29 protein-coding genes are annotated in these 24973 nt (G+C 34.3%); 24 read left to right on the plus strand and 5 right to left on the minus strand.

The window, feature by feature from the left end; all coding sequences use genetic code 11:
- Positions 1–114: 114 nt before the first annotated feature.
- The 18 genes from P5P89_RS01565 to P5P89_RS01650 all read left to right on the plus strand — a co-directional run bounded on the left by P5P89_RS01565 (position 115) and on the right by P5P89_RS01650 (position 13888).
- Positions 115–594, plus strand: coding sequence for a hypothetical protein (locus P5P89_RS01565; protein ID WP_278010438.1), 480 nt, complete (start codon positions 115–117; stop codon positions 592–594).
- 193 nt (positions 595–787) lie between these two features.
- Positions 788–1333, plus strand: a complete 546-nt coding sequence (locus P5P89_RS01570) for a hypothetical protein (protein WP_278010439.1) — start codon at positions 788–790, stop codon at positions 1331–1333.
- Between the two features lie 403 nt (positions 1334–1736).
- A complete protein-coding gene (locus P5P89_RS01575) occupies positions 1737–2870 on the plus strand; it encodes a DUF4932 domain-containing protein (protein ID WP_278010440.1) in 1134 nt (377 codons plus the stop codon).
- A 309-nt stretch (positions 2871–3179) separates the two neighbouring features.
- Positions 3180–3644: an RNA polymerase sigma factor gene (locus P5P89_RS01580; protein WP_025572586.1), complete on the plus strand. Its 465-nt coding sequence runs from the start codon at positions 3180–3182 to the stop codon at positions 3642–3644.
- A 61-nt stretch (positions 3645–3705) separates the two neighbouring features.
- On the plus strand, positions 3706–4107 hold the full coding sequence (locus P5P89_RS01585) for a hypothetical protein (protein WP_278010441.1): 402 nt from the start codon (positions 3706–3708) through the stop codon (positions 4105–4107).
- Between the two features lie 281 nt (positions 4108–4388).
- Positions 4389–5138, plus strand: a complete 750-nt coding sequence (locus P5P89_RS01590) for a DUF2314 domain-containing protein (protein WP_278010442.1) — start codon at positions 4389–4391, stop codon at positions 5136–5138.
- Between the two features lie 11 nt (positions 5139–5149).
- Entirely contained in the window at positions 5150–5794 is a 645-nt protein-coding gene (locus tag P5P89_RS01595) for a suppressor of fused domain protein (protein WP_278010443.1), read from the plus strand.
- 180 nt (positions 5795–5974) lie between these two features.
- Entirely contained in the window at positions 5975–6391 is a 417-nt protein-coding gene (locus P5P89_RS01600) for a hypothetical protein (RefSeq protein WP_278010444.1), read from the plus strand.
- Positions 6392–6742: 351 nt separating this feature from the next.
- Positions 6743–7342 (plus strand): nitroreductase family protein, encoded by a 600-nt coding sequence (locus P5P89_RS01605; protein WP_278010445.1) that lies wholly within the window; start codon positions 6743–6745, stop codon positions 7340–7342.
- Positions 7343–7518: 176 nt separating this feature from the next.
- On the plus strand, positions 7519–7851 hold the full coding sequence (locus P5P89_RS01610) for a hypothetical protein (RefSeq protein WP_278010446.1): 333 nt from the start codon (positions 7519–7521) through the stop codon (positions 7849–7851).
- A 50-nt stretch (positions 7852–7901) separates the two neighbouring features.
- Positions 7902–8780: a helix-turn-helix domain-containing protein gene (locus P5P89_RS01615; protein ID WP_278010447.1), complete on the plus strand. Its 879-nt coding sequence runs from the start codon at positions 7902–7904 to the stop codon at positions 8778–8780.
- A 72-nt stretch (positions 8781–8852) separates the two neighbouring features.
- The gene (locus tag P5P89_RS01620; protein ID WP_278010448.1) at positions 8853–9701 is read left to right on the plus strand and encodes a Rossmann-fold NAD(P)-binding domain-containing protein; all 849 of its coding nucleotides are present in this window, start codon (positions 8853–8855) and stop codon (positions 9699–9701) included.
- Positions 9698–10081, plus strand: coding sequence for a DUF5367 family protein (locus P5P89_RS01625; protein ID WP_278010449.1), 384 nt, complete (start codon positions 9698–9700; stop codon positions 10079–10081). The genes P5P89_RS01620 and P5P89_RS01625 overlap by 4 nt, the downstream gene beginning before the upstream one ends.
- A gap of 337 nt (positions 10082–10418) precedes the next feature.
- On the plus strand, positions 10419–11372 hold the full coding sequence (locus P5P89_RS01630; protein ID WP_278010450.1) for an IS110 family RNA-guided transposase: 954 nt from the start codon (positions 10419–10421) through the stop codon (positions 11370–11372).
- Complete coding sequence (locus P5P89_RS01635) at positions 11363–11557, plus strand: hypothetical protein (RefSeq protein ID WP_278010451.1); 195 nt, start codon at positions 11363–11365, stop codon at positions 11555–11557. The genes P5P89_RS01630 and P5P89_RS01635 overlap by 10 nt, the downstream gene beginning before the upstream one ends.
- A gap of 264 nt (positions 11558–11821) precedes the next feature.
- Positions 11822–12343 carry a site-specific integrase gene (locus tag P5P89_RS01640; RefSeq protein ID WP_278010452.1) on the plus strand — a complete coding sequence of 174 codons (522 nt, stop codon included), beginning with the start codon at positions 11822–11824 and terminating at the stop codon, positions 12341–12343.
- A 123-nt stretch (positions 12344–12466) separates the two neighbouring features.
- Positions 12467–12865 carry a tyrosine-type recombinase/integrase gene (locus tag P5P89_RS01645; RefSeq protein ID WP_278011970.1) on the plus strand — a complete coding sequence of 133 codons (399 nt, stop codon included), beginning with the start codon at positions 12467–12469 and terminating at the stop codon, positions 12863–12865.
- A gap of 153 nt (positions 12866–13018) precedes the next feature.
- Positions 13019–13888: a restriction endonuclease gene (locus P5P89_RS01650; protein ID WP_278010453.1), complete on the plus strand. Its 870-nt coding sequence runs from the start codon at positions 13019–13021 to the stop codon at positions 13886–13888.
- Positions 13889–14114: 226 nt separating this feature from the next.
- On the opposite strand, the gene P5P89_RS01655 is transcribed toward P5P89_RS01650, so the two are convergent.
- Together P5P89_RS01655 and P5P89_RS01660 are read right to left on the minus strand one after the other, a co-directional pair.
- Positions 14115–15224, minus strand: a complete 1110-nt coding sequence (locus P5P89_RS01655; protein ID WP_278009935.1) for an IS91 family transposase — start codon at positions 15222–15224, stop codon at positions 14115–14117.
- Complete coding sequence (locus P5P89_RS01660; RefSeq protein WP_278009934.1) at positions 15209–16042, minus strand: tyrosine-type recombinase/integrase; 834 nt, start codon at positions 16040–16042, stop codon at positions 15209–15211. The genes P5P89_RS01655 and P5P89_RS01660 overlap by 16 nt, the downstream gene beginning before the upstream one ends.
- A gap of 322 nt (positions 16043–16364) precedes the next feature.
- On the opposite strand from P5P89_RS01660, the gene P5P89_RS01665 reads away from it, so the two are divergent.
- Positions 16365–17486 (plus strand): hypothetical protein, encoded by a 1122-nt coding sequence (locus P5P89_RS01665; RefSeq protein ID WP_278010454.1) that lies wholly within the window; start codon positions 16365–16367, stop codon positions 17484–17486.
- A 209-nt stretch (positions 17487–17695) separates the two neighbouring features.
- Here the strand turns inward: P5P89_RS01665 and P5P89_RS01670 are convergent, their stop codons facing one another.
- Positions 17696–18805, minus strand: a complete 1110-nt coding sequence (locus P5P89_RS01670) for an IS91 family transposase (protein ID WP_278010455.1) — start codon at positions 18803–18805, stop codon at positions 17696–17698.
- On the minus strand, positions 18790–19623 hold the full coding sequence (locus P5P89_RS01675; RefSeq protein WP_278010456.1) for a tyrosine-type recombinase/integrase: 834 nt from the start codon (positions 19621–19623) through the stop codon (positions 18790–18792). Before P5P89_RS01675 ends, P5P89_RS01670 begins: the two co-directional genes overlap by 16 nt.
- Positions 19624–20559: 936 nt before the next feature.
- Here P5P89_RS01675 and P5P89_RS01680 point away from each other — a divergent pair.
- The 3 genes from P5P89_RS01680 (at position 20560) to P5P89_RS01690 (ending at position 22264) form a co-directional block, all read left to right on the plus strand.
- Positions 20560–20751: a hypothetical protein gene (locus tag P5P89_RS01680; RefSeq protein WP_278010457.1), complete on the plus strand. Its 192-nt coding sequence runs from the start codon at positions 20560–20562 to the stop codon at positions 20749–20751.
- Complete coding sequence (locus tag P5P89_RS01685) at positions 20751–21479, plus strand: hypothetical protein (protein ID WP_278010458.1); 729 nt, start codon at positions 20751–20753, stop codon at positions 21477–21479. The genes P5P89_RS01680 and P5P89_RS01685 overlap by 1 nt, the downstream gene beginning before the upstream one ends.
- A gap of 203 nt (positions 21480–21682) precedes the next feature.
- Positions 21683–22264, plus strand: a complete 582-nt coding sequence (locus tag P5P89_RS01690; RefSeq protein WP_278010459.1) for a hypothetical protein — start codon at positions 21683–21685, stop codon at positions 22262–22264.
- A 453-nt stretch (positions 22265–22717) separates the two neighbouring features.
- On the opposite strand, the gene P5P89_RS01695 is transcribed toward P5P89_RS01690, so the two are convergent.
- Positions 22718–23044, minus strand: a complete 327-nt coding sequence (locus P5P89_RS01695; RefSeq protein ID WP_278010460.1) for a transposase — start codon at positions 23042–23044, stop codon at positions 22718–22720.
- Positions 23045–23501: 457 nt separating this feature from the next.
- On the opposite strand from P5P89_RS01695, the gene P5P89_RS01700 reads away from it, so the two are divergent.
- Positions 23502–23870: a nuclear transport factor 2 family protein gene (locus P5P89_RS01700; RefSeq protein WP_278010461.1), complete on the plus strand. Its 369-nt coding sequence runs from the start codon at positions 23502–23504 to the stop codon at positions 23868–23870.
- 61 nt (positions 23871–23931) lie between these two features.
- Entirely contained in the window at positions 23932–24972 is a 1041-nt protein-coding gene (locus tag P5P89_RS01705; protein WP_278010462.1) for a serine hydrolase domain-containing protein, read from the plus strand.
- The last annotated feature ends 1 nt before the right edge of the window (position 24973 follow it).

Genomic DNA, 24973 nt, shown 5'->3' on the forward strand with positions numbered 1-24973 from the left:
TCATATATTTGAAAACATTAAACTTATACTTTTCAGATATAGCTACCCAATTTGAGGTAAATAAGTCTCATGTTGTCAGACATATATATAAGTTAGCAGAAAGACTAAAAAAACATGACTACAAAAAAGGAAATATTTGTCATCTCAATAATTTCAACTTTTACTCTTCTGTTGATACTTCTTTGCATTTTAATTATGCTTAGGAACAAAAACTTCGAAAAAGAATATTCCTTTAATTTAAGTTTGCCACCTGAAAATTTCTATGAAGATATTTGTGGTTGCTCACTTGAAAAACTTTTAAGCTTCAGAAATTTTAAATCATTCGAATTAAATCAAAATACAGACAAAAATAAAATCAACTTTAGCCAGATTCAAACTAATGTTAGAAACATTATTAGAAGTAATGATTCTAAAAATGGAATTCGCATAAAATTGAGTAAAAAAACAAAATATGAAGATGTAATTAAAATATTGGATATTTGTGAAATTGAAAAAGCTCCAACTTATATTCTTAAAGATTATGATATTTGGATAATGACTGGCTCGAATTCAGAAATGAATAAAAATTGTCCATTTAAATATCCCAAGAAATAAAAGTCCTTCTGCCAACAGCTACAACAGATTTGCGATAATTGACTTACTGGAAAGATATTTTTGTATTTGATGATTTGCTTTATCTGTTAAAAGCTCAGGTGGCAAATTCGAAGAATTGGCTTTATTTAGTTTAAAAACCACTGATTACCAAAATATTATTCTAATAAATAATCAAAAGAAAATAAAACAAACAATGGTCAATAGTGAGATTTTAGAAATTGCAACCCACGCCAATTTAAATATAATTGCTGATGACAAAAAAGTCGAAATAAAACATAAATTACGTTTAGCTGACAAATCAACCTGGGGTATTCTATTCTTTTTATGTGGCGGACTTTTACTAATTATTTTACCTTTTATTAAAACTTCAGACACCACTGCAAAAATTTTAGGAATTGTAATTGGACTTTTATTGGTAGCTTTATCTATCCTGACTTTAATTCGGCAATTTACTGATGGAATAAAAATCAAAGATAATACTTTCTCATTTCGTTATAATCTTAAGAAGACAACACTTCCTTTAAGCAGAAGTATGGAAATCAAAATGAGAACAGAAACAATAAAGATAAAACGTGTTGGGACAATAGGAACAGACTTTATTGTCGTTACGCATTTTCTTCAGGATTTAAACAACGAAATTATTCTTCTGAAGTTTCAAATGGATAATTTATATGCCGAAAAGGCAAGAAAATTAGGAAACGAAATAACAAGAATAATTAATGAAAAATTTCGGATATAATCAAACCATTGCAGACATAGTAACTCTACAATATTTTCTTAGACAGATGCTGCAACATTACAACCAATTTTATAAAACACTATTCACAATAAATCAACAGACAACGACAGGAATTATTATATGCTAACTGGCCGAAATAAAACACTGTCCAAAAACAATCTACAAAATCCGGTTTGCAATTGCAGATCGGATTTTTTATGGGCATGCCCCGCAGAAAAGCTTGTCTAATCAAGAATCGTTTTGAGGATTCATAAGAATTATTATATATTTGGTGGCAACAAAATCTGATACTTTATAGATATTATAGTCCAATTTGAAGTACATAAATGGGATATTTTCAGACATAAATACAATGTGGCAACAATTCTAAAAATGAACACGTAATCAAAAAAATGAAAATTATATGAGAAAAAATTTCTTATTAGCTGTATTATTGAATTTAGCTTCAATGAGTATATATGCACAGGAAAAATTTAAGGAAGTAAACTTCGACGAAAAATTTAAAAAAGAAAATCAAGGAAAAGCTGAAATTAAAATCAATGAAGTCAAGGAATTAATACATATAATGATAGCAATAACTGAAGTTGGTTTAGAAAATGATGATATGGTTGCACAAACCGGAACTTATTATAAAGATATTATTCAAGATTTCAAGCCTTTCAAAGATGAACAGATTATTACAAAGTTTGATTCTTTAATGAAAGCGAATCCGCTAAATTACATTTTTCTTTCAGGTAATGCTTTGAGTTACGATTTCAAAGGAAACAAATTAGTAGCCAATAAATATTATCTTTTTCCAGCTCAGAATGTTTCTTCTCACACTACAATCACAGTAAATCCAATTACAACTTACAAAAAAGAGATTGAGAATTTTGCAAAAAAAACAGGATTTCGAAAGTTCTATAAAAAGCATAATGAATATTATAACAAAATCATTTCAGATTACAACGAATTCGCAGATCTTAAAGAACAATGGAGCTGGTTAGAAAAGCAATTTTCTACAATAGTCAATAATTATACGATAATGTGTTCACCTCTGATTAATGGATTGAATTATACGACAAGTTATACTGATAATAATTTTAAACAAATTATGATGGTCTTGCCACCGCTTGAAGAATTACCAAATATGACAGACTCTGAAAAAGTTGTATTTAATACAAGAACAATGTTTACCGAAATTGACCACAATTATGTAGGAAAACCAACGAAAGACAATATTGATATCATAAATCAAGTTCTTGGAAATAGAGAAGAATGGGTTAATACAAAACAGTATGGTACAGAATATTATCCAAATGCTGAACGAGTTTTTGATGAATACATGACATATGGTGTGTTTTTATTATATTGCAAAGACCATTTTGATAAAAATACAACCGCAAAGACAACTAAAAATATTATCGATTTAATGACAGAAAGAGGGTTTATAAAAATGCAAGAGTTCGCAGACTCTCTTTTTGATGTTAGTTCTAAAAACCCAAACAAAACAATAGAAGAATGGTATCCGGAATTTATTAAACAACTCGGAAAATAAAAAGCTGTATCTATACCATATGATTCTAAAATGCTTTCATCAGGTCAAGTACTGAAAGAATTAAACAACCAATATACAAAATCCGATTTGCAATTGCAGACCGGATTTTTTTATGGGCATTCACAGCAGAAAAGCCGGATTGGGTTATTCGCTAAATTTTTGTTCGGTTTGACGCCAGAATCGGCAAAGCCGAAGTTAGAAACTTAAAAGTACATTGTTTATAGATTTTTTTTAAATAGTGTAATTTTTTTTATCTACATGACAACTAATAAATTATTAGAATAATCAAATAACTTTAAACTTTGATTGATGAAAGAAGACTTTATAAAATCCATTAATGAATATCAAAATATAATTCACAAAATTTGCAGGCTATATAGAAACAGCCATGAAGACCGTGAAGATTTATTTCAGGAAATAGTTTATCAATTATGGAAATCATATCCTAAATTTAAAGGAGAATCAAAAATAAGCACCTGGATATACCGGGTTGCTTTTAATACCTCAATAGTTACATTTAGAAAAAATAAAATCTCTATTTCTAACTATAAAAATATTCCCGAAAAGTTCCATCCTACACTAGAAAATTCATATTCGGAAAACGAAGAACGCATTTTTGAACTTCTTAGTAAATTAAATAGTATTGAAAAATCTATTATCACACTTTATCTCGAAGATTACAATTATGAAGAAATTGCGACTATAATTGGGATATCCGAAAATAATGTAGGAGTCAAACTGAACAGAATCAAAAACAAATTAAAAATAAAATAATATGGACTTAGAGAACTTAAAAACAAACTGGAGTAAAATGAACTATTTACCAAAAAATGATATGGAATTAGAAAAAATGACTTCAATAAAAAATCATCCTGTCTTGAAAAAAATAAAAACAAAACTTATAATTGAAACTTTGGCTATTAGCATTTTCTTGCTAACATATTACAGTGGATTAGACGGTGATAAAAAACCTCTTTACGCTAATATTCTTCTTATTTTTAGTGCCATTGCATATATTATCAACGGTTTATTGAGTTTACAGGTAATTCAAAAACCAATTCAGGGGGAAAACTTAAAGGAATCAATTTACACTTATTATAAAAAAGTAAAGACTATTTCAAAAATTTCTTTGAGCATTACAATAATATACACTGCTAGTCTGTTACTCTTTTTTGGGTTTGAAATCAATTTTAGAGGAGAAAAAAATGGATCCTGCTATTTGGTATTATTGTACTAATCCAACTACTATTTTTGTCATCCAGAATTTGGAAATCCTGGCTGGAAAAGTTAAAAATCGAAATCGAAAATTTTAACTAATCCACTCTAGACTTTTTATTAGTATACTAAAAACTAAAAAGTGTTAGTAGTAAATTGAGTAAGAAAAACGAGCAAACCTGAATTTAAGTCAACCTTTACTAAAACATTGTCAAAATTTAAACTTCTTCTCTAATTAAATGACTTGAAAATTGCTTTTTTGCTGTAATAAAAATAAATTTATATAATTATAAAATTATTAAAATGGAAAACACCCCTATATTTTTTGCAGACGGCGAAAGCCCGAAAATGATTGACGCCTTCAAAAAAGCTCAGGAAAACTTTAAATATTTCTGGAGAGAGTTATCCTGGGAATACCGCCGCATCATTCCAGGACTGGATGTTGCCTGCGTAAAGCTGGCTTTTACACAGAAAACTGATGATGAAACCATTGTAGAACACATGTGGATCAATGACATCAACTTTGATGGCGAAAAAATCTATGGCATTTTAGTAAATGATCCTAATGAATTAACGAATGTGAGCAACGGCGATGAAGTAGAAATCCCCTTCAATCAAATCAGCGACTGGTTATTCGCAAGCCAGGGCAAAACATACGGCGGATTTACGATACATGCCATGCGCTCTGAAATGACTGAATCAGAAAGACAGGAGCATGATGACGCATGGGGAATGGACTTTGGGGATTTCAATGATATTGAGGTCGTTTCTGAGCAAAAAGAAAAACCTGAAAATTTAATTGAACATCCGATGAGTATAAACATGAAAGAGAGCCTGATTGATTTCCTGAAAACAAATCCGGAGGAAATCAATAAAAAAGATGATTTCGGATATACATTTTTACATCGGGAAACAATAGCAGGAAATAGTACTTCTGTGCAAGTTTTAATAAACTCCGGAGCTGATGTTACTACAAAAACCAACAACGGCAAAACAGCACTGGATTACGCTAAACAACTAAACTGGGAACATTTGATTCCGCTTTTTAACTAAAACAGCTAAATATGACATTAGAAGAATACAAAAAGCAATTTACAGAAGATGATGCTGTCGGATGGCTCGAAATAGACAGAGAGTTTGAACATCTTTATCCCGGACAGGAACCTAAACATTATGCCCCGGCAATAAGTTATATGCTTGGAGGTGACAATCCGCTTGATGGCGTCAGCGTTTACGAAAGTAAAAAACAAACTTACCATTTCCACTTTGTCACTTATGGATTTTCGGAATTGTATTATGATGAAGAAAAAGCAGGAGGCGAATTCAGCAAATGGGGATTTGAACTTACTTTTCGATTAAAGCCTTACGAAAAAGACAACGGAAACCCTTCGTGGGCAATTGCGCTTTTGCAGAATATTGCCAAGTACGTTTTTAGCAGCGGGAAATGGTTTGAAGAATTTCATTTCATGCCCGCCAATGGTCCAATCCGACTGGAGACCGACACTGAAATTACAGCTTTGGTTTTTGTTGAAGATCCGGAAATATCTAAAAAACAAACGCCTCACGGAGAAGTTTCATTTTTACAGATCGTCGGCATAACGAATTCAGAATATGAATTACTTTTAGAGAACCCCGGAACAGCGGAAGGACTTTTAAATAAATTGAAGGAAAACAATCCACTACTAATAACAGATTTAAACAGGAAATGATGGCACAATCATTATATTCACATTTGATTTTATTCTGCCAAAAAAACTAGCGGGATTGCACAAGAAGCCATAGACACTGCCAGGAAATCACAGCGTATAATGCGTAATTATAATTAGCTACTACGCAACCTTTTAGCTAAATCTATATCTTTTTAAGTAAACTATCTTAAAATGTAACCCATGAAAAAATTTACTTTACTATTGATTTTCGTGTCGCTAATTTCCTGCAGTAATGATAACAATGATGTGTCTTCTAAAAATAATTTAAATGGCAAATGGAATTGGCTTATATCATCCGGAGGGTTTGGAGGAGGCGCACAAACCCCTAAAACAACAAATCAAACCCGGATTATTGAATTCTCAGGCAATACTTTAAAAACGTATATTAATGGCAATCTTTCAAAAATCCAAAAATTTTCTATTCAAATCAAAGCATCAATTTTTGGCGGCAATCGAAAAGTAATTATAATCGACAAAGGGAATTCAGATACTGCTGAGGCTTTCATTGACCAGTCTTTTGAAATTATTGGTAAAAAACTCTATTTAAGACAAGAGTGTGTTGATTGTTCTACATCTGAATATGAACGTATAAAATGATGCTTTTTCTCATTTTTAAATCCTTATAAAATCGAAACCTCTATCCTAGCCCTGATCGAAGCGGTATCCTCTGGCTGCAGTGTTTGCAGGCAGAGATTTAGCGAAGAGCAGGACAAAAGTTCTGATGAAAAAAGATATTTCTGCTTCTAAAATTCATCACACAAATTGTCCGAATTGAGGCTAAAATTGTCTTTAAAACGAAAGAAAACTGAGTGCTGGCAAATAATACTGTTCGAAAAACCAACAATAAAATATACTCCGTTACAAAACTCCCATCATAATTGACGAAATATTCAGCTTATCAGCTTAACTTTGCAGTTTATAAAACTAAAAACGTTAAAATACAGTAACATGGATATTTTGGAATTAATGAAAAAAAGATACTCTGCGAAAAAGTACAATGCAGACAAAGCTATTCCGCAGGAAAAAATCGAAGCTTTAAAAGAGGTTTTATACCTGAGCCCTTCTTCTATAAATATTCAGCCATGGAAATTTACATTTGTCCAAAATACGGGAGTTAAGGCACAATTAGCTGCAGTTTCGATGCACAATCAGGAAAAAGTAAATCAGGCACAGCTGGTAGTGGTTTTTAGTGTTGCCGATGATCTGGATGCTTTTCAGCAAATAGTAGATACCCAAATGCCCGAAGCCCGCAGAAACTGGTACAATCAGATTAAAGCCAGTAAGCCTGAAGCCGAATTAAAAACATGGCTGTCTCAGCAGGTATATATCGCTCTGGGAGTTGGTCTAACAGCCAGTATTGCGTTAGGTTTGGATTCTACCGCTATGGAAGGGATTGAATCTGATAAATACAAAGAAATCCTAAATATGTCGGCTTTTAAACCTTTATTTGCCATGGCAGTTGGTTATGGTGCCGAAGATGATTTTAACCGAATCGAAGTAATGCCAAAATCGAGAAGATTACTGGACAGTGTGATTGAGAGTATCTAAAACAATTACAGACCAGACTAAAATAGCAAACAAATAGAAATCAATTTATGAGGAGAGCAGCTATAGCTGGGATTACGGTAATTGGCATTTTCTTGTTTTTTTTCGGTGCTTTTTATATATTTTTTATAAATATTGATTTTGTTGGACGCAAAGATCCAAAAACTGTTAAAGAAAACTTGAAAAGGAAAAATAATAAAATACTATCTGCTGAGTACCGAAATGGAACAGACTATTGTAAAATAGATTTATTAGACAAAGCAAATATTGAAATTAATGTTGGGAATAGTAAAACAGGAATAATTTTAAATGAAAAATATCATATTTCGGGAGATACAATAATAATCGAAAAAAACTCCAATGAATTTATAAATGAGGATTTTAAAGAATATCTGAACACTGATAAATTCATTATTGCTGATAAACAAATATTATTTGAAGTAGATAAAAATAATCAATATAATAAATCAAAAGTAATGAAAGTAAAATTTAATGAAATTCACCAGAAGTGAAAATTATTTGATTTAAAACAATTTTACCAATACAAAATAGCACTCGCTACATGACCACCGACATCATAGAACTAAACAATTTTATCGTCCTGATCGAACATTCAAATGCAGAGAAAACCTTTGTTCAGAAATGTGAGATTGACGGAGATGCGGTGGGTTTTGCTTTTTATGGTTCCGGCAATGTTGAGTTAGAGATCAAACACAACAATCAGACAAAATATTTAACGAATACAACCGGACTGGCAATTTCATTTTTTGGGAATCAAAAAGTTGAATTTGCCCATAAAATTGCTCCGGACAAACCGCTGCAGTCCATTAGTATTTTTACGAAACTTAAAAACCTACATACGTTATCGCAGGTTGAAAAAGAAATTTTCGAAAAACAATTGCCCGAATTATTGAATCCGAAGGAGCATTTTGTAAAAGGCCCTACTTTTTTCATGACGCTTGACATGCAGCTTGCTGTTCAGAAGATTTTCAATACCCCCTACTCCGGCAATACAAGGCTGTTATTCTTAAAAAGTCAGGTCAACGAATTACTTTCACATTATTTTGCCCTTTTGTCTGATGATAAAAAAGTAGAATTGACAGATAAGGACAAAGAAAAACTTTTTCAGGCAAAAGAAATCGTGAGCGCACAATATTCAAAACCTCCTACTATTTCGGAATTGTCAAGACTTATCGGACTCAACAGTACCAAATTAAAAAAGAATTTCAAGGAGTTATTTGGTATTCCTATTTACAAATACATTCACGAAGAACGGTTGAACAAAGCGTATGAACTGCTTTCCCAAACCGAGAAAACCGTTCAGGAAGCGGCCTGGGAAGTTGGATACGAAAGCCTGAGTTCGTTTTCGAATGCTTTTCAGAAAAAGTTTAGTTCAAGACCCAACGAAGTAAAAAAACAATTCCTTTCAAACAAATCTTAATTCTTTTCCGACAAATGATTTGGTTATGATCCATGCAACTTTGCTGTATCATTAATCTTAAAATCATATAACATGGAAAATCAGAAAATTTTAGTCCTTAGCGGAAACGGAAAAACAGGCCGCAGAGTGACAAAACTGTTAAAAGAAATAAGCAACACAGAAGTTTACATCGGATCCAGAAATGGCATCCCTGCTTTTTACTGGGAAAATCCAGAAACCTGGTCTGAGGTAATCGAAGGTATTGATACGGTTTACATTACTTTTCAGCCTGATTTGGCCATTCCGTCAGCGCCGGAAACCATTCAGAAATTTACAACTTTGGCCACTCAAAACGGTGTTCAGAAAATAGTACTTCTTTCCGGAAGAGGCGAAAAAGAAGCGAAGGTTTGCGAAGAAATTGTAAAATCAACCGCAAAAAACTGGACGATTGTAAGAGCTAGCTGGTTCAGTCAGAATTTTAGCGAAAGCATCTTTTTAGAACCTATTCTCGCGGGTTACGTAGCCATTGCACGTGCTAAAACACCAGAACCATTTACTGATGCCGATGATATTGCAGCTGTGGTAACCGAAGCACTTTTAAACGAAAAACACAACGGAAAAACATACGAGCTTACCGGTCCGAGACTGCTTAACTTTCAACAGGCCGTGGCCGAAATAGCCCAGATTACAGGCAGGGAAATTCAGTTTCAGCCGCTTTCTGTAGACGAATATATTAGTATGCTGCGCGAATATCAGGTACCGGAAGACGAATTATGGCTGGTTAACTATCTTTTTACTGAAGTTCTGGATGGCCGAAATTCCAGCATCACCAGCGATATTGAAAAAGTCTTAGGCCGAAAAGCCAAAGATTTTACCGACTACGTAAAAGAAACAGCACAAACAGGTATTTGGGATGCACCAAAATTAGCAGAAACGCCATGAATTATCCAAGATCCATATTGGCTGGTATCATTGCATGGCTTTGTGTTGTGATCACTTTTTATGTTCTGGAACACATTCCCTTTTTTAAAAAATCGACTACAGCTCAGGCCTTCATTGCCGCTTTTACCATTATTTTTTATGCCTGGTTTGCCGCCTGGTTTTATTATAAAAAAGCAGCAAAAAAATCGGGGCTTCTCGTGGGAATCGTCATTACCGGAACCGCATTGGTTCTTGACGTTTTAGTAACAGTTCCGCTTATCGAAATTCCAAAAGGAAGCAGTTATCAGGCCTTTTTCAGCAATCCTATATTATGGATTCTGGCGGTCATTAATGTTCTTACAGTGTATGTATATCTAAAGCGAAATACCAAAATAAACTGAAACTAAAAAATACTATTTAAGAATCCGATTTGCGATAAGCTGATCGGATTTTTTTATGGCATGCCCCGCAGAAAAAGCGGGTCGGGCTCATATCTTTGTATTGAATACAAAATAATGTGTAAGTATCTTTGAAAATATAAAATTGATAACAAAACAAAGTTGCATAATCGTGGTCCGACCAGATACATTATAATGATATTGACGAGATAGGAAGATCAGCTTTGTTTTTATTACATATAAGCCTCAATAAGTACTTAAGCACTATACTTTAGTTTAGATGTTGTATAAAAAATGAGCAAAGGCATGTGCAATATTTTGTTATCCTAAAAAAAGAATTATGAATTTGAAGTACTCGGTAGGATTGGATATTGCTAGTAAAAAAATTGACATTTGCATATCAGTAATAAATAGCAATCAAAGCGTAAAAGTAGTATCCAGCAAATCATTTTTAAATACCCTAAATGGTTTTAAAGATATGGAAAGCTGGATTATAAAAAATCACAAGGAGAAAGATGTCCAGCTAGTTTTATGTATGGAAGCCACTGGGGTTTATCACGAGAATTGTGCACTTTATTTTCATGAAAGAAACTATAAAATATCGATAATTTTAGCCAACAAGGCAAAACATTATTTGATTTCATTGGGGTTAAAATCCAAGAACGATAGCATTGATGCCAAAGGACTATCTAAAATGGGAGCAGAACAATGTTTAGAATTATGGCAGCCTATGGGCAGATTTTTCTATGTATTGCGCCAATATACACGCCAATATGAGAATTTACAAGAGCAAAAAACAGTCTTTAATAATCAACTGCATGCCTTAGAACATTCCATGTTTAAAAACAAAGCCATGATAAAACAGCAGAAAGACACTCTTAAATTGTTTGATAAACAACTTAAAGAACTCGAAAAATTAATGAATACTTTAATCGATTCTGATCAAGTTATAAAACAGAGGTTTGCTAATGTTTGTAAAATAAAAGGTATAGGGATGCTTACCGCAGCAACAATTTTAGCTGAAACAAATGGTTTTGAATTATTTAAAAACTACAAGCAGCTAGTGTCTTATGCTGGATTTGATGTAGTTGAGCGAGAATCAGGAATGAGTAAAGGGAAAACAAAAATATCAAAAAAAGGAAATAGTCATATCCGCAGAGTGTTATTTATGCCTGCTTTTACGGCTGTAAAACACAAAGAAAAACCCGTAGTAGATTTGTATAATCGAACTATTGAGAAACATGGCATTAAGATGAAGAGTTATGTTGCAGTCCAAAAAAGCTGTTGGTTTTAATTTATCATATCTGGAAAAAAGACCAGGCATATGATCCTGATTACGCAGAAAAAAAGAAAACAACTCAAGAGGATATAATCAATATAGTAGATGCTAATTCAGTTAAAAAAAATAGCCCCAATCAAGTTGAGGCTACAGCAGATAAACAATTCATTTTTGAAAATGAACTGCTTTCTATAGTTTGACAAATATAAAAAATAAGTAAAATAAAATTTGGAATTCAAGATAGTACCTATTCGCTAAATTCCCGATTAACAAAAACTACGGCTAAAAAGCCTTGTTTTTCTAAATCGGGAGATACCGCTGCTATCCCTCATGCGACAGTTGGTTTCATAATAAACTTCACTTTTCAATACAAAAAGGTTGTCAAAATTAAATTTATAAACATCAATCCAAATTAAAATAAAGCAGAATATTCTTATATTTAACCCGTATTTTAATTTAAAAAAATGAATTGGTCATCCAAATTAATTCTCCATAAAAAAGAACTCCGAATAGCAATTTACTTTGAAAAAAATGCAAAATTGATTGCACGCATCAAACAATTTGAAGGCGCAAAATGGAGCCAAACCTTAAAAGTCTGGCATTTACCGGACAATGAACAGAAACGGATTCATTTTAAAATATCCGCTGCCTATTTATCATTACCATCAGAAGAAGGAATTTTAGCCATCCAAAAATTTAGTAATTGGCTTACTTCCAGACGTTACAGTCCCAATACTGTAAAAACATATACTGAAGCTTTAAAGTCCTTTTTGGTTTTTCATCGGGAACTTCCTGTTTCCGAAATCACAAATGAGCATATCATACTATACAATAACGATTATATTTTAAAAAATAACCTTTCGGCTTCCTATCAAAATCAGATTGTGAATGCTATTAAATTATTTTTCAAAACTTTAGAAAACAAGAAAATGTATGTAGAAAACATTCATCGACCAAAAGGCGAAAAAAATTACCTAATGTATTGAGCAAAGAAGAAGTGAAACTTATATTAAACGCTCACTTTAACATCAAACACAAAACCATGCTTTCATTAATATATAGCTAGCGGATTAAGGCGCAGTGAATTATTAAACTTAAAACCTGCCGACATCGACTCCAAACGAAACATAATCCTGATAAAACAATCCAAAGGCAAAAAAGACCGCATCGTTCCCCTATCCCCAAAAATATTAGAAATGCTGCGAAGTTATTATGTATGTTATAAACCAAAAAAATGGCTTTTTGAAGGGCGAAACGAAAACGAACCCTACGATGCCCGCAGCTTATCAAACGTGCTGAAGCAAGCCCTGACAAAAAGTAATATTAAAAAACCTGTAAGCTTGCATTGGCTTAGACACAGCTATGCCACACATCTATTGGAATCAGGAACCGATCTACGCTTTATTCAGGAACTTTTGGGGCATAGCAGCAGCAGAACTACAGAAATATATACCCATGTAAGCACAAAAAGTCTTCAGCAAATAAAAAGTCCGTTTGATGATTTGTAGTAAAAATTTTCTATATTAGTATTCGATAAAAAAGCCAATTTATGGCACAAAGCCAACAAAAAAGAGCATATTTAAGCCCTTTTATGGCTGATATAAGTAAGTTAGCGGTAATATCACAACAACGCAACCGACAATAAATTTATGAACTAGAAAATGGACAAATATTTTAAATACAAGTACGACGATTTATTCAATCCAACAATTAAAGCACTTAAAAATTTAGGCGACTCTGGTTCAGTTACAGAAATTGAAGAAGAAGTAATTAAAGTTTTAAATCTTACAGAGGATGCTATTAACGAAATTCATAGAGAAAGTACAACGAAACTTACTTATCGCTTAGCTTGGGCGAGAAATTACTTAAAGCGATATGGAATTTTAGAAAATTCTTCTCGAGGTGTTTGGGCTTTAACTGAAGAAGGACAAAAATCTGATGAAGTTAATAAAGACAAAGTAAAAAGGTTTGTAGTTAAAAAGGACAGAGAAGAAAGGCTTGAAAAACCAACTAAACAAACAATAACAGACAATCCTAAAATTGATGACAAACCGCAAGAGATTGAAGAATTCACTTGGCAAGACAGGCTTTTAGAAACAATCAGAACTATTGAGCCCGCACAATTTGAAAGACTTTGTCAACGGTTATTAAGAGAGCTTGGCTTTATTAATGTTGAAGTAACCGGAAAATCCAACGATGGGGGAATTGATGGGAAAGGAATAATAAAAATAGGCGAAGTATTATCATTTCACGTAGTATTTCAAGCAAAAAGATACCAAGGAACAGTGTCGCCTTCAGTTATTAGGGACTTTAGAGGTGCGATGGATGGTAGAGCAGAAAAAGGTTTGATTATGACTACAGGAAGCTTTAGCAGAGAAGCAAAAAAAGAAGCACAACGAGATGGCGCAAAACAAATTGACTTAATTGACGGAAATGAATTCGCAGAAAAACTAAAGGACTTGCGATTGGGAGTTAATGTTGAACTTGTGGAAGATGTGAAAATTAAATCGGAGTGGTTCAAGAATATATAGAAAGATACTACCGCTAACAGCTAGAGTTTCGTTGCGGCTGCAAGCCGAACAATGAAACTCCTGTTGAAGGGAACCGGAGTACCTGCCGTCAACACTATGGAGTTATCGTAAAGTTTTGAGAGAGAGTTACAAGAGGCAACTGAGCCTCTTTTTTTTGGAGTAGATTTTCATTGGTTTTTCTCGTGTTTTCCTTCACCTTAGGACATAAGTTCCCTTACCCGTAAAATTAACTTTCACGGGGAATTGGGTTTTGGCATCCGCCAAGATACCAAGCAGGTGGGCCTCGTTGGTCAAAAACCGCTATTGGGTGCAAATTGCCCGTTTTGCAACACGGACATTTGGGCAAAAATGTTTTTTTTGCTACTTTTTCCAAGACCTTTACTTGGAGTTTTGCTTGCAAAAGCTTTAGCTTCCCACGCTTCCAAGTGCTGCTCAAAAAGCCATAATGACGAATCTTGACAAAGCGTTTGGGCAAAATATGCAACGAAAACCGACGGATAAACTCGCCGTGGGTCAATGTCATTTGCTTTTTGACTCCCGCCACTCGGTAATCCTTGTAATCGAAAGTCACGTTTTCGTTGTCAATGCTTTTGATTCGGTGGTTGCTGATGGCGATTTTATGGGTATATCTCCCCAGATACTCCACCACCGAATTGGGACTTCCAAAAGGCTTTTTGGTAAAAACTACCCAAGGCTTCTGCCATAAATGCTGCCGGATTTGCTCGTATTTTATGGGCTCTTTTGCTTTGAGTTTCTGGCAATATTTTGCCCTAAACACTTTCGATAAAGCTTTTACGGGAAACAAGAATTTGCCGTCCGTTCGGCTGTTTTTCCACTGTCCGTCTTTATCGATTCCTCCGCCAGGCACAATACAATGCAGGTGCGGATGAAGGCTCAACTGCTGTCCCCAGGTGTGCAAAACAGCAATCATTCCCAGTTGTATTTCTTTGGCTTTGCCAAATTTTTGAAGCGTTTCCCAAGTCGCTTCAAACAGGGTGTCATACACCATTTTTGGCTGATGCATTGCCAAGGAATTAATGCTGTCGGGCAAGGTAAAAACCACGTGGAAGTATGGCACTGGCAAGAGTTCTGTACTTCGGGCTTCCATCCAATCCTCTCGCTTGTTACCCTGACATTTGGGACAATGTCTGTTCCTGCAAGAGTTGTAACTAATGGTCAGATTTCCACATTCATCACACCCATCGATATGACCGCCCAAATCGGCCGTTCGACATTTTTTGATGGCAGAAAGCGTGTGCAGTTGCCAAGTATTCAAGCCGTAGTTTTCGATTTTTGAGGCAATATTTCGCAGTACATCGGCTACTTCCGGTGGCATTTCTCGAAAAGGGTATCCAGTGGACTAAAGATGCGTTGGCTCTCGAGTTGGGCAATCTGTAAATACTCCAAAGTGGTTTCTAGGTTTTGGTGTCCTAAAAGGTCTTTGAGGGTTATAATATCCATGCCATCTTCGAGTAAATGCGTGGCATAACTATGCCGAAGTGTGTGCGTGTGAACCTCTTTTTTGACACCAGATGCCTTGGCCACTTGCCTCACTACCCATTGCACGCCTCGTTGCGAATACCGATTGTCAAAATCACCTCCTGCTCCATTAGGCAAAGGTTGCCCATTAAAAAGGTAATCTTGTGGTTTTTCGGCTTCGATATATTTTTTGAGCCCTCGTATTAAATGAACCGATAAAGGAACATAGCGGTCTTTTTTGCCTTTGCCTTGCACTACTTTGAGTTGCTTTCTATCGAAATCTAAATCTTGTAATCGTACAGAACGTGCTTCCATACAACGCAATCCGCAACCATAAAGCAATCCAATAAGAATGCGATGTTTGAGTAATTTAGCCCCTTGAAGCATGCCCCAAACTTCTTCTTTACTCAAAACAACGGGTAGTTTTTTCTCGTGTTTTATGGACGGTAAACCCAAGTACTCATAAGGCAAGCCTTCTGATTTTAGAAGAAAGCGAAGACCATAAACACAATGTTTGAAATAAGTTTGTGAAGGGGTTTTGGACTTTTTCTGCTGGTAAAACAAGTAATCTTGTACTTGTTCAGGATCTAAATCCGTTGGGATTTTCCCAAAATACAATGATATAGAAGCAACATGTCGAGAATAATTATTAAAAGTACTTTGACTTCTGCCCAATACCGAAATAGTACGTTCAAAACGATTGATGAGTTCCTCAAATCCTGGAACTTCTCGTTTAGCCTGGTTGAGAATTTTGTTTTCTCTTAATTCTTCAACATTCTTTTTTTTGTAGTCATATCTTACCGAATTTAATTATATTCGTAAGGTACAAAATCACGGTAAGTGCTACCGAAGGTTTAGTTCAACAAGGGTTTTGCAATAGTGGGACGAAACTGCAAAGTTCAACGGCAGTTCTTCGGTTCAACTGTTGTACAAAATTGAAGATTTGTGCTTCGATTGCCCCACCATCGCAAAGCCCCGGAACGTTAGGCGAAATATTATGAAAACAGTAAACTACATATCACATATGCTTGAAGATAATATTGAGGAAATAAAAGCCTTAGTATTGTATTTTGACCAAATAAACATTATCGAACAAAGGCATCTTCATATTGTGGCTCCAACTAATGCGAAACCTGACAAAAACGGAAAGTTGAAAGCTCAAGTAATTTCAACAAATGATTTTACGGATGAAAATTTTTTATTACACTTAAAAGAGTTTGAAAAAAACAAAAACATAAAGTATCAAATTGATATTGATAGCGTTGGACAAAGCCCAGAAAAAGGAATTAGTTCAGTAAGTAGCGATATGCAAATAAATGACCTAGTACTTTTTCATTCAGAACTAGTCGGAAAAAAGCATAATGAAAAACAAATAGTTGATAAAAAAGGAAGAATAGTATTAAGTTACGACTTAGAGTTGAATAAAGAATCTTCAATACTTTCAGAAAGATTTTTCAACAAAACTGATAATGTAAATGAACTACTATCTTATTATGCTCGAGTTTTTAAAACCTTTGTTAACTATTATGAACAAGGAAAAGATGTTTTAACCTCTAGTAAATATATAAATGATCTTTTCAAAGAAATAAACAAGACTGACAGATTTAAAAATGCTCAAATTGCATTTAAAAATGAATTCAACGTAACGCCTACATTTGCTCTTGAAGCTATTAAATTGGGCGTTCCAAATTTAGGCAAATTTCCTCCTGAAGAAATCTTAAGATTTAAGGAAAACTCAAAAGATGAATTATTGGAGTTTCAATCAAAATTAGAAAATTTAACTTTCGATTTACTAAATAATTACGATTATAATTATATTAATACAAATGCTCAAAAAATTGCAGATTTAAAAATTCGTCCACTAATTGAAAATATCAATCATACTTTAGATAATTCTAAATACAAAGTTATTCAAGAACTAATTAAAGAAGCGAGAGACCCTAAATCTTATTCACCTCTTCTACTTACTTTTTCGGACCAAATATCAAACTCAATGATTTTGTTAATTAGCGCCGGTATGGTTGGATTAAATGTTGGATTAGAGCACTACGCTAGAATTAAAGAAGCAAAAAAAGATGGCATTTACTATTTATACAAGATGAACAAATACTTCGCCTAACAGCTAGAGTTTCGTTGCGGCTGCAAGCCGAACAATGAAACTCCTGTTGAAGGGAACCGGAGTACCTGCCGTCAACACTATGGAGTTATCGTAAAGTTTTGAGAGAGAGTTACAAGAGGCAACTGAGCCTCTTTTTTTTGGAGTAGATTTTCATTGGTTTTTCTCGTGTTTTCCTTCACCTTAGGACATAAGTTCCCTTACCCGTAAAATTAACTTTCACGGGGAATTGGGTTTTGGCATCCGCCAAGATACCAAGCAGGTGGGCCTCGTTGGTCAAAAACCGCTATTGGGTGCAAATTGCCCGTTTTGCAACACGGACATTTGGGCAAAAATGTTTTTTTTGCTACTTTTTCCAAGACCTTTACTTGGAGTTTTGCTTGCAAAAGCTTTAGCTTCCCACGCTTCCAAGTGCTGCTCAAAAAGCCATAATGACGAATCTTGACAAAGCGTTTGGGCAAAATATGCAACGAAAACCGACGGATAAACTCGCCGTGGGTCAATGTCATTTGCTTTTTGACTCCCGCCACTCGGTAATCCTTGTAATCGAAAGTCACGTTTTCGTTGTCAATGCTTTTGATTCGGTGGTTGCTGATGGCGATTTTATGGGTATATCTCCCCAGATACTCCACCACCGAATTGGGACTTCCAAAAGGCTTTTTGGCAAAAACTACCCAAGACTTCTGCCATAAATGCTGCCGGATTTGCTCGTATTTTATGGGCTCTTTTGCTTTGAGTTTCTGGCAATATTTTGCCCTAAACACTTTCGATAAAGCTTTTACGGGAAACAAGAATTTGCCGTCCGTTCGGCTGTTTTTCCACTGTCCGTCTTTATCGATTCCTCCGCCAGGCACAATACAATGCAGGTGCGGATGAAGGCTCAACTGCTGTCCCCAGGTGTGCAAAACAGCAATCATTCCCAGTTGTATTTCTTTGGCTTTGCCAAATTTTTGAAGCGTTTCCCAAGTCGCTTCAAACAGGGTGTCATACACCATTTTTGGTTGATGTATTGCTAAAGAATTAATACTGTCGGGCAAGGTAAAAACCACGTGGAAGTATGGCACTGGCAAGAGTTCTGTACTTCGGGCTTCCATCCAATCCTCTCGCTTGTTACCCTGACATTTGGGACAATGTCTGTTCCTGCAAGAGTTGTAACTAATGGTCAGATTTCCACATTCATCACACCCATCGATATGACCGCCCAAATCGGCCGTTCGACATTTTTTGATGGCAGAAAGCGTGTGCAGTTGCCAAGTATTCAAGCCGTAGTTTTCGATTTTTGAGGCAATATTTCGCAGTACATCGGCTACTTCCGGTGGCATTTCTCGAAAAGGGTATCCAGTGGACTAAAGATGCGTTGGCTCTCGAGTTGGGCAATCTGTAAATACTCCAAAGTGGTTTCTAGGTTTTGGTGTCCTAAAAGGTCTTTGAGGGTTATAATATCCATGCCATCTTCGAGTAAATGCGTGGCATAACTATGCCGAAGTGTGTGCGTGTGAACCTCTTTTTTGACACCAGATGCCTTGGCCACTTGCCTCACTACCCATTGCACGCCTCGCTGGCTGTACCGATTGTCAAAATCACCTCCTGCTCCATTAGGCAAAGGTTGCCCATTAAAAAGGTAATCTTGTGGTTTTTCGGCTTCGATATATTTTTTGAGCCCTCGTATTAAATGAACCGATAAAGGAACATAGCGGTCTTTTTTGCCTTTGCCTTGCACTACTTTGAGTTGCTTTCTATCGAAATCTAAATCTTGTAATCGTACAGAACGTGCTTCCATACAACGCAATCCGCAACCATAAAGCAATCCAATAAGAATGCGATGTTTGAGTAATTTAGCCCCTTGAAGCATGCCCCAAACTTCTTCTTTACTCAAAACAACGGGTAGTTTTTTCTCGTGTTTTATGAACGGTAAACCCAAGTACTCATAAGGCAAGCCTTCTGATTTTAGAAGAAAGCGAAGACCATAAACACAATGTTTGAAATAAGTTTGTGAAGGGGTTTTGGACTTTTTCTGCTGGTAAAACAAGTAATCTTGTACTTGTTCAGGATCTAAATCCGTTGGGATTTTCCCAAAATACAATGATATAGAAGCAACATGTCGAGAATAATTATTAAAAGTACTTTGACTTCTGCCCAATACCGAAATAGTACGTTCAAAACGATTGATGAGTTCCTCAAATCCTGGAACTTCTCGTTTAGCCTGGTTGAGAATTTTGTTTTCTCTTAATTCTTCAACATTCTTTTTTTTGTAGTCATATCTTACCGAATTTAATTATATTCGTAAGGTACAAAATCACGGTAAGTGCTACCGAAGGTTTAGTTCAACAGCCACTACAACAGATTTGGGCATTTGGCTTAATGGAAAGATGGTTTTGTATTTGGAATGATTTGGCAAATCCGAGAATAGGGCTTAATTTAGTCCCAAACCCGCTGTAGCGCCAGAACGTTGGGCGTAATTGGCAGTAGACTACGGAGTTTCTTGCACAATGAATTTTGGGGATATTTTTTTGGAATTCTGGAAGAATAAAGCATTTAGGCTTCAAGTCTTTCGATTGGGAATCGTAGAAAGCTCACTTTCAATACGTTTGACAACGTAAAAGACTTGGTTAAGTTATTAAAAATAAATGAGAAAGTCAATACCGCAGAATAAAGCATTTAGTTTTACTAACTTAAAATCTCAAAAATAATAGCGCCCCAAAATCCCAATTATTAACTTCGCCTAGCAGGCTTGCTAAGCAAAATAAATAATTGGTTTCATTGATTTTGATTGTGTTGAAAGAAAGATTCGAGTAGTCTATCCAACTCCGTTACTGATAAAAATTTGGATTGTCAATAGATCAGTAACTACTCCCAACAGCGGTTTTGCAAAATGCCTTCGCTCTTTTGGATAAAATAGAACAAATTAAAAAATTTGGCTATTTTAGCTTTAATTAGTGAGCGACGAAGAGAAGGCACTTCGCAAAGCCGCGAAACGTTGTAGGTAATTGTAAAGAGCCGAAGCGTTAAAAAACAACGAAAGAAAATGCTTTGGAATAAAATTTATGCTATATTTGATATATTAATATATTTAATCATGGAAGTTAAAGACGCACATATTGTAAAAGATGGTTATGACACTGGTGTAAGAGCTACATTTCAAGGTAAGATGTATGTCGATAAGAAAGTTTTCTTTAGCAGACCTGATGTTAGAAATGTTTTGAAAAATGTTATGGAATCTAAGGAATTAAAAGCACATATTGCTATTAACAGAAAGTATAAAAAATAATGCCGTATAATATTTTCATACTTCCAATATTAACGGGGTATATTATATTAATAAATTTTGTTTTATTTAAATATAAATATCAAAGACTCAACTCTCAAAGACTTCTTCTTAGCTCTATTTTAGCAGGATTAATTGCTACAAGTATTACTTTATTATTTAGAGCAATCATAAAAACTATCTTCAATAATTTTGAAATTACACTTTATAAGTGGTTATACTCTTTTTTTCCAATAAAAGAAGTTCAGTATTTATGGACATCTATTATAACACTTGTTGTTTTTTCATCATTAACTTTTATAATTAATTGGTATATAATCAAAAACAAAGGGAAAGCTTATACGTTAGCTAAAGCTATCGAAAAAGAAGGAGATGAAATCGAACAATTATTTAAAGATTCGGCTATAACAGGAGAGTTAATGCAAATCACTTTAAATAATAATAAAGTTTATATAGGTTTCACAGATATATTACCAGAACCTAAAAAGACAAACTATTTAAAAATAACACCTGTTATGAGTGGTTACAGGGATTCTGAAACCAAGAACCTTACTATAACAACAGAATATTTTAAAGTACTAAAGATATTTACTTCCGATTGTCCTAAATTTGATATTTACGATATTGATATTACAATAAAGCAAGATGAAATACTTACGGCAAGTATATATGACCAAAATGTATTTAATCTTTTTAATAAGCCAAAAAAGAAAAAGAACAAAACCGCATAAAACAACTACCTACAACAGCTACTAAGCAATATAGCGGTTTTGGTCTTGAATTTAAACATAATCTTGTACTGGGAAAATCGGCGAAAAACAGTAAAAACAAGGAATTTTAACCCCGCTACATCGCCTAGTAGCAAGACGTTATGCGTCAGTTTAGAACAAAAGAGTGCCGAAAAGAAATAGAAATTCACAAACTTTAAAATAAAATGTTATTAAGCTTTAAGGAACAAATTATTGAAGATTTTCTAATTCCTTCTTTTATATTAAACGAGGGTGAAATTATTATTCTTGAAATTCCAAACGGCGTAGAATTTCAAAAAATTTCATCAAGATTAATTGAAATTTTAACCGAAATGTGTTCAGAAATTAAGTATGTAGAACATTTTAAAGAAAATTCATTTTTAAATAAATTGTTTCCAACAACAATTGGTCAATATTTAAAAAAATGTGACAAAAATTCAACTTACAAGAATAAAATTTATGAGATTGAATGGATGAAACCTGAAATCAAAATTAATTCTCTTGCAGGCAGTTACAGAAGATTATTGTCATTGTACAAAACATTGACTTTTACAAAAAACATAATAATAGATTTACTCGGTGTTGATCCTATTGGCGGAATTGAAATTTATAAAATACTAAAGCAAAACCAAAAAGAAAATGGGAGTACGATTTTATTTGATTCTTGTAATGAGTTTGAAAAAGATTGCACAAATTTCATTAGAGCAAAATATATAGGAACTGACGAAAGATATAAAGATTATAACAAAATAATGGCGGATAAATAAAAAACCGAACGCATAACAGCTACTACAACGGATTTGGGCAATAGGCTTAATGGAAAAATGGTTTTGTATTTGGAATGATTTGGCAAATCCGAAAAATGGGCTTAATTTAACCCCAAACCCGCTGTAGTACCAGAACGTCAGGCTGTGAAAAAACCTCCTTTTTTCATTATTTCCTTAAAAATTAATGACACTACAATTCAAATAAAGCCTTGTGAGAAGGTTCTTTTTTTAGGTTGCAAATTTCATTGGATAAAAATCGCGCGTTGTATGTAGCTTTAAATAACCCATTTTTAGCAAAAGCAAGACTTTTGCCTTGTAGGGTGAGTTCCATTTTTGAAGTTTGGCTATCAGATCAGCAACGCCCAGTATATTGATACTGCGTTTGATGTTATACACCAGCATGATTAAGCTATGCTCTCCGTTTACTTTTTCGAGTCCCGTTAGTTGGTGTGGTTATAGCCCCATTGCCGTTTGATCGTACCAAAGATATGCTCGTTGATTTCCTGACGCTTGCGGTAGAGTTGGGTTTTCTGCATAGCGTTTGTTGTTCTCTTCAACTGCATCGGCATATTGGCTGCGGTCTATATCACGGCCTGCTGACCTGCTTGTGCATAAATGTTTTGCTGGGCATTCTCTGCATTTTGGGGTTCGGTATCTTTTAAACTCATAACTGTCCCTGTCTGTCGTTTTCTTATGCCAATGACCTGTAGTTTTGAGCGTTTCTCCCTGTGGACAAGTATAGGCATCTGTAGTTTGATCGTATTGGAACTTGGAGACCAAATAATCGGGATGGATATTTTCCTTATTTTTTCCTTGTTCGGGCTGTGCCACAATTGTTATGATGTTGGCTTGTTTGCAGATTTCTATTTGTTTGCCGTTATGGTAGCCTTTGTCTGCCTAAGCGGTATAAGTTTTAATGACCAGATTCTCTTTGGTTTTAAGGGCAATTGTTGCTAAGGCATTGTAGTCGTTCTTGTTGCGAGCCATTTCTGATCAATACCAAAACTGACAAATGCAATTGACATTAATGCAAATGTGGAGATAACGGGTTTCAAATACCACATCAACAATACGAAAAACTTCAGTTTATGAATAAGCTTCTTATTGTTAACATCCGTACAATACGAAACTTATAAGCCTCCTACTTTTAATTTTGCCTGAAATTTAAGCTTTGGAAATATTATTACATTATAAAAACTTTATTTCATAACTTAGATTTCTTTTAAAGCGACATGCCATGACTAAGAAATCCATAGCCCGAAACTTCTTAAAGCTCGCTGCGACAGGGCATTCCCATGAAGCATTTCGTTTATATGTAAGCAAGGATTTTAAACACCATAATGCCTATTTTAAAGGTGATGCCGACACACTTATGCTGGCTATGGAAGAATCTGCAAGGACCAATCCGAATAAGATTTTTAAAATTCATCATATTCTAAGTGATGGTGATATGGTCGCAGTGCATTCACATGTTCAACAAAATTCAACAGATTCAGGTGTAGCTGTGGTTCATATATTTCGTTTTGAATCAGATAAAATAATTGAGCTGTGGGATTTAGGACAGCCTATTCCAAAGAAAAGCATTAATGAAAATGGAATGTTTTAAACTAAATTTTAACATAGAAAGAATACACAGAATAAAAAATCATCAAAACAAAATCACCGTAATGAAGCTAATTAGAATATCCTTTATATTTTCTTTGTTTTTTCTTCTGTCCAGCTGCAATTCATTCGCTCAAAAAAAAGACTATACAAACCAAATTGACAGTTTAATTAAATTTGCCGAACCTAAATTTAATGGTGTCGTTCTAATTACCAAAAAAGGGAAAAAATTATATTCTAAAGTTCATGGTTTTAGCAATTTTGAAACCAAAAAGCCATTAAAATCGGACACTCAATTTGAAATTATGTCGAACAGCAAACAAATTGCTGCAGTCCTGATTTTATTGGAAGTCGAAAGAGGTAAAATCGATCTGAATTCTCCAATAAAAAAATATCTGCCGGAACTTATCCAGCCCTGGGCAGATTCTGTTACCGTTCATCAGCTTCTAAATCATTCACACGGCATTATTCATTTACAAAAACCTTTAGAATTTAAATCCGGAACACAATTTAAATACGGAAATCTAAATTTTAGCCTGCTTGGAAAGATTGTAGAATTCAGTACCCAAAAAAGTTATTCGGAAGTTGCAGATTCACTTTTTAAAAAATTAAAAATGAACCATACTTTTTGTTATTCTAAAGATAAAACTCAAAATCTGGCAACAGGATATTACAATGCAAAAAATGTTCTGAATCCGGTTAATTCCAGTCAGATTAACTCCGAAAACTTAGGCGCAGACGGCATAATTTCAACTGCTGAAGATTTAGCTATCTGGAACAACAATCTCCATAAAGGAAAAATTCTAAAGGCTGAGTTGTACAAAATGATGACAACTAATACCATTTTATCCCAACATAATTTCTTCGGAAAAGAAAAAGAAGGTTACGGCTACGGAATTAGAATTATCGAAAAAGATTCTGTAAAACATTTGGGACATACTGGCCTTGGCGATGGATTTTCTTCTGTAAATTTGTATTTCCCCGAAAGTGATATAAGTTTGATTGTTTTAGAAAATCAGATGAATGAAGATTCTAATTTGTTTTATGCATCAGCATTCAAAATCAAAAATATTCTTTTGAAAAGTAATCTCTTCAATAAAAACTAAT

Source organism: Flavobacterium gyeonganense, assembly GCF_029625295.1.
In the GTDB taxonomy this organism is placed as follows: domain Bacteria; phylum Bacteroidota; class Bacteroidia; order Flavobacteriales; family Flavobacteriaceae; genus Flavobacterium; species Flavobacterium gyeonganense.

Coding starts and splice junctions, on each gene's coding strand:
- P5P89_RS01565 (WP_278010438.1), top strand. CDS start 115: ATGACTACAAAAAAGGAAATATTTGTCATCTCAATAATTTCAACTTTT.
- P5P89_RS01570 (WP_278010439.1), top strand. CDS start 788: ATGGTCAATAGTGAGATTTTAGAAATTGCAACCCACGCCAATTTAAAT.
- P5P89_RS01575 (WP_278010440.1), top strand. CDS start 1,737: ATGAGAAAAAATTTCTTATTAGCTGTATTATTGAATTTAGCTTCAATG.
- P5P89_RS01580 (WP_025572586.1), top strand. CDS start 3,180: ATGAAAGAAGACTTTATAAAATCCATTAATGAATATCAAAATATAATT.
- P5P89_RS01585 (WP_278010441.1), top strand. CDS start 3,706: ATGGAATTAGAAAAAATGACTTCAATAAAAAATCATCCTGTCTTGAAA.
- P5P89_RS01590 (WP_278010442.1), top strand. CDS start 4,389: ATGGAAAACACCCCTATATTTTTTGCAGACGGCGAAAGCCCGAAAATG.
- P5P89_RS01595 (WP_278010443.1), top strand. CDS start 5,150: ATGACATTAGAAGAATACAAAAAGCAATTTACAGAAGATGATGCTGTC.
- P5P89_RS01600 (WP_278010444.1), top strand. CDS start 5,975: ATGAAAAAATTTACTTTACTATTGATTTTCGTGTCGCTAATTTCCTGC.
- P5P89_RS01605 (WP_278010445.1), top strand. CDS start 6,743: ATGGATATTTTGGAATTAATGAAAAAAAGATACTCTGCGAAAAAGTAC.
- P5P89_RS01615 (WP_278010447.1), top strand. CDS start 7,902: ATGACCACCGACATCATAGAACTAAACAATTTTATCGTCCTGATCGAA.
- P5P89_RS01620 (WP_278010448.1), top strand. CDS start 8,853: ATGGAAAATCAGAAAATTTTAGTCCTTAGCGGAAACGGAAAAACAGGC.
- P5P89_RS01625 (WP_278010449.1), top strand. CDS start 9,698: ATGAATTATCCAAGATCCATATTGGCTGGTATCATTGCATGGCTTTGT.
- P5P89_RS01630 (WP_278010450.1), top strand. CDS start 10,419: ATGAATTTGAAGTACTCGGTAGGATTGGATATTGCTAGTAAAAAAATT.
- P5P89_RS01640 (WP_278010452.1), top strand. CDS start 11,822: ATGAATTGGTCATCCAAATTAATTCTCCATAAAAAAGAACTCCGAATA.
- P5P89_RS01650 (WP_278010453.1), top strand. CDS start 13,019: ATGGACAAATATTTTAAATACAAGTACGACGATTTATTCAATCCAACA.
- P5P89_RS01655 (WP_278009935.1), bottom strand. CDS start 15,224: ATGCCACCGGAAGTAGCCGATGTACTGCGAAATATTGCCTCAAAAATC.
- P5P89_RS01665 (WP_278010454.1), top strand. CDS start 16,365: ATGAAAACAGTAAACTACATATCACATATGCTTGAAGATAATATTGAG.
- P5P89_RS01670 (WP_278010455.1), bottom strand. CDS start 18,805: ATGCCACCGGAAGTAGCCGATGTACTGCGAAATATTGCCTCAAAAATC.
- P5P89_RS01680 (WP_278010457.1), top strand. CDS start 20,560: ATGGAAGTTAAAGACGCACATATTGTAAAAGATGGTTATGACACTGGT.
- P5P89_RS01685 (WP_278010458.1), top strand. CDS start 20,751: ATGCCGTATAATATTTTCATACTTCCAATATTAACGGGGTATATTATA.
- P5P89_RS01690 (WP_278010459.1), top strand. CDS start 21,683: ATGTTATTAAGCTTTAAGGAACAAATTATTGAAGATTTTCTAATTCCT.
- P5P89_RS01700 (WP_278010461.1), top strand. CDS start 23,502: ATGACTAAGAAATCCATAGCCCGAAACTTCTTAAAGCTCGCTGCGACA.
- P5P89_RS01705 (WP_278010462.1), top strand. CDS start 23,932: ATGAAGCTAATTAGAATATCCTTTATATTTTCTTTGTTTTTTCTTCTG.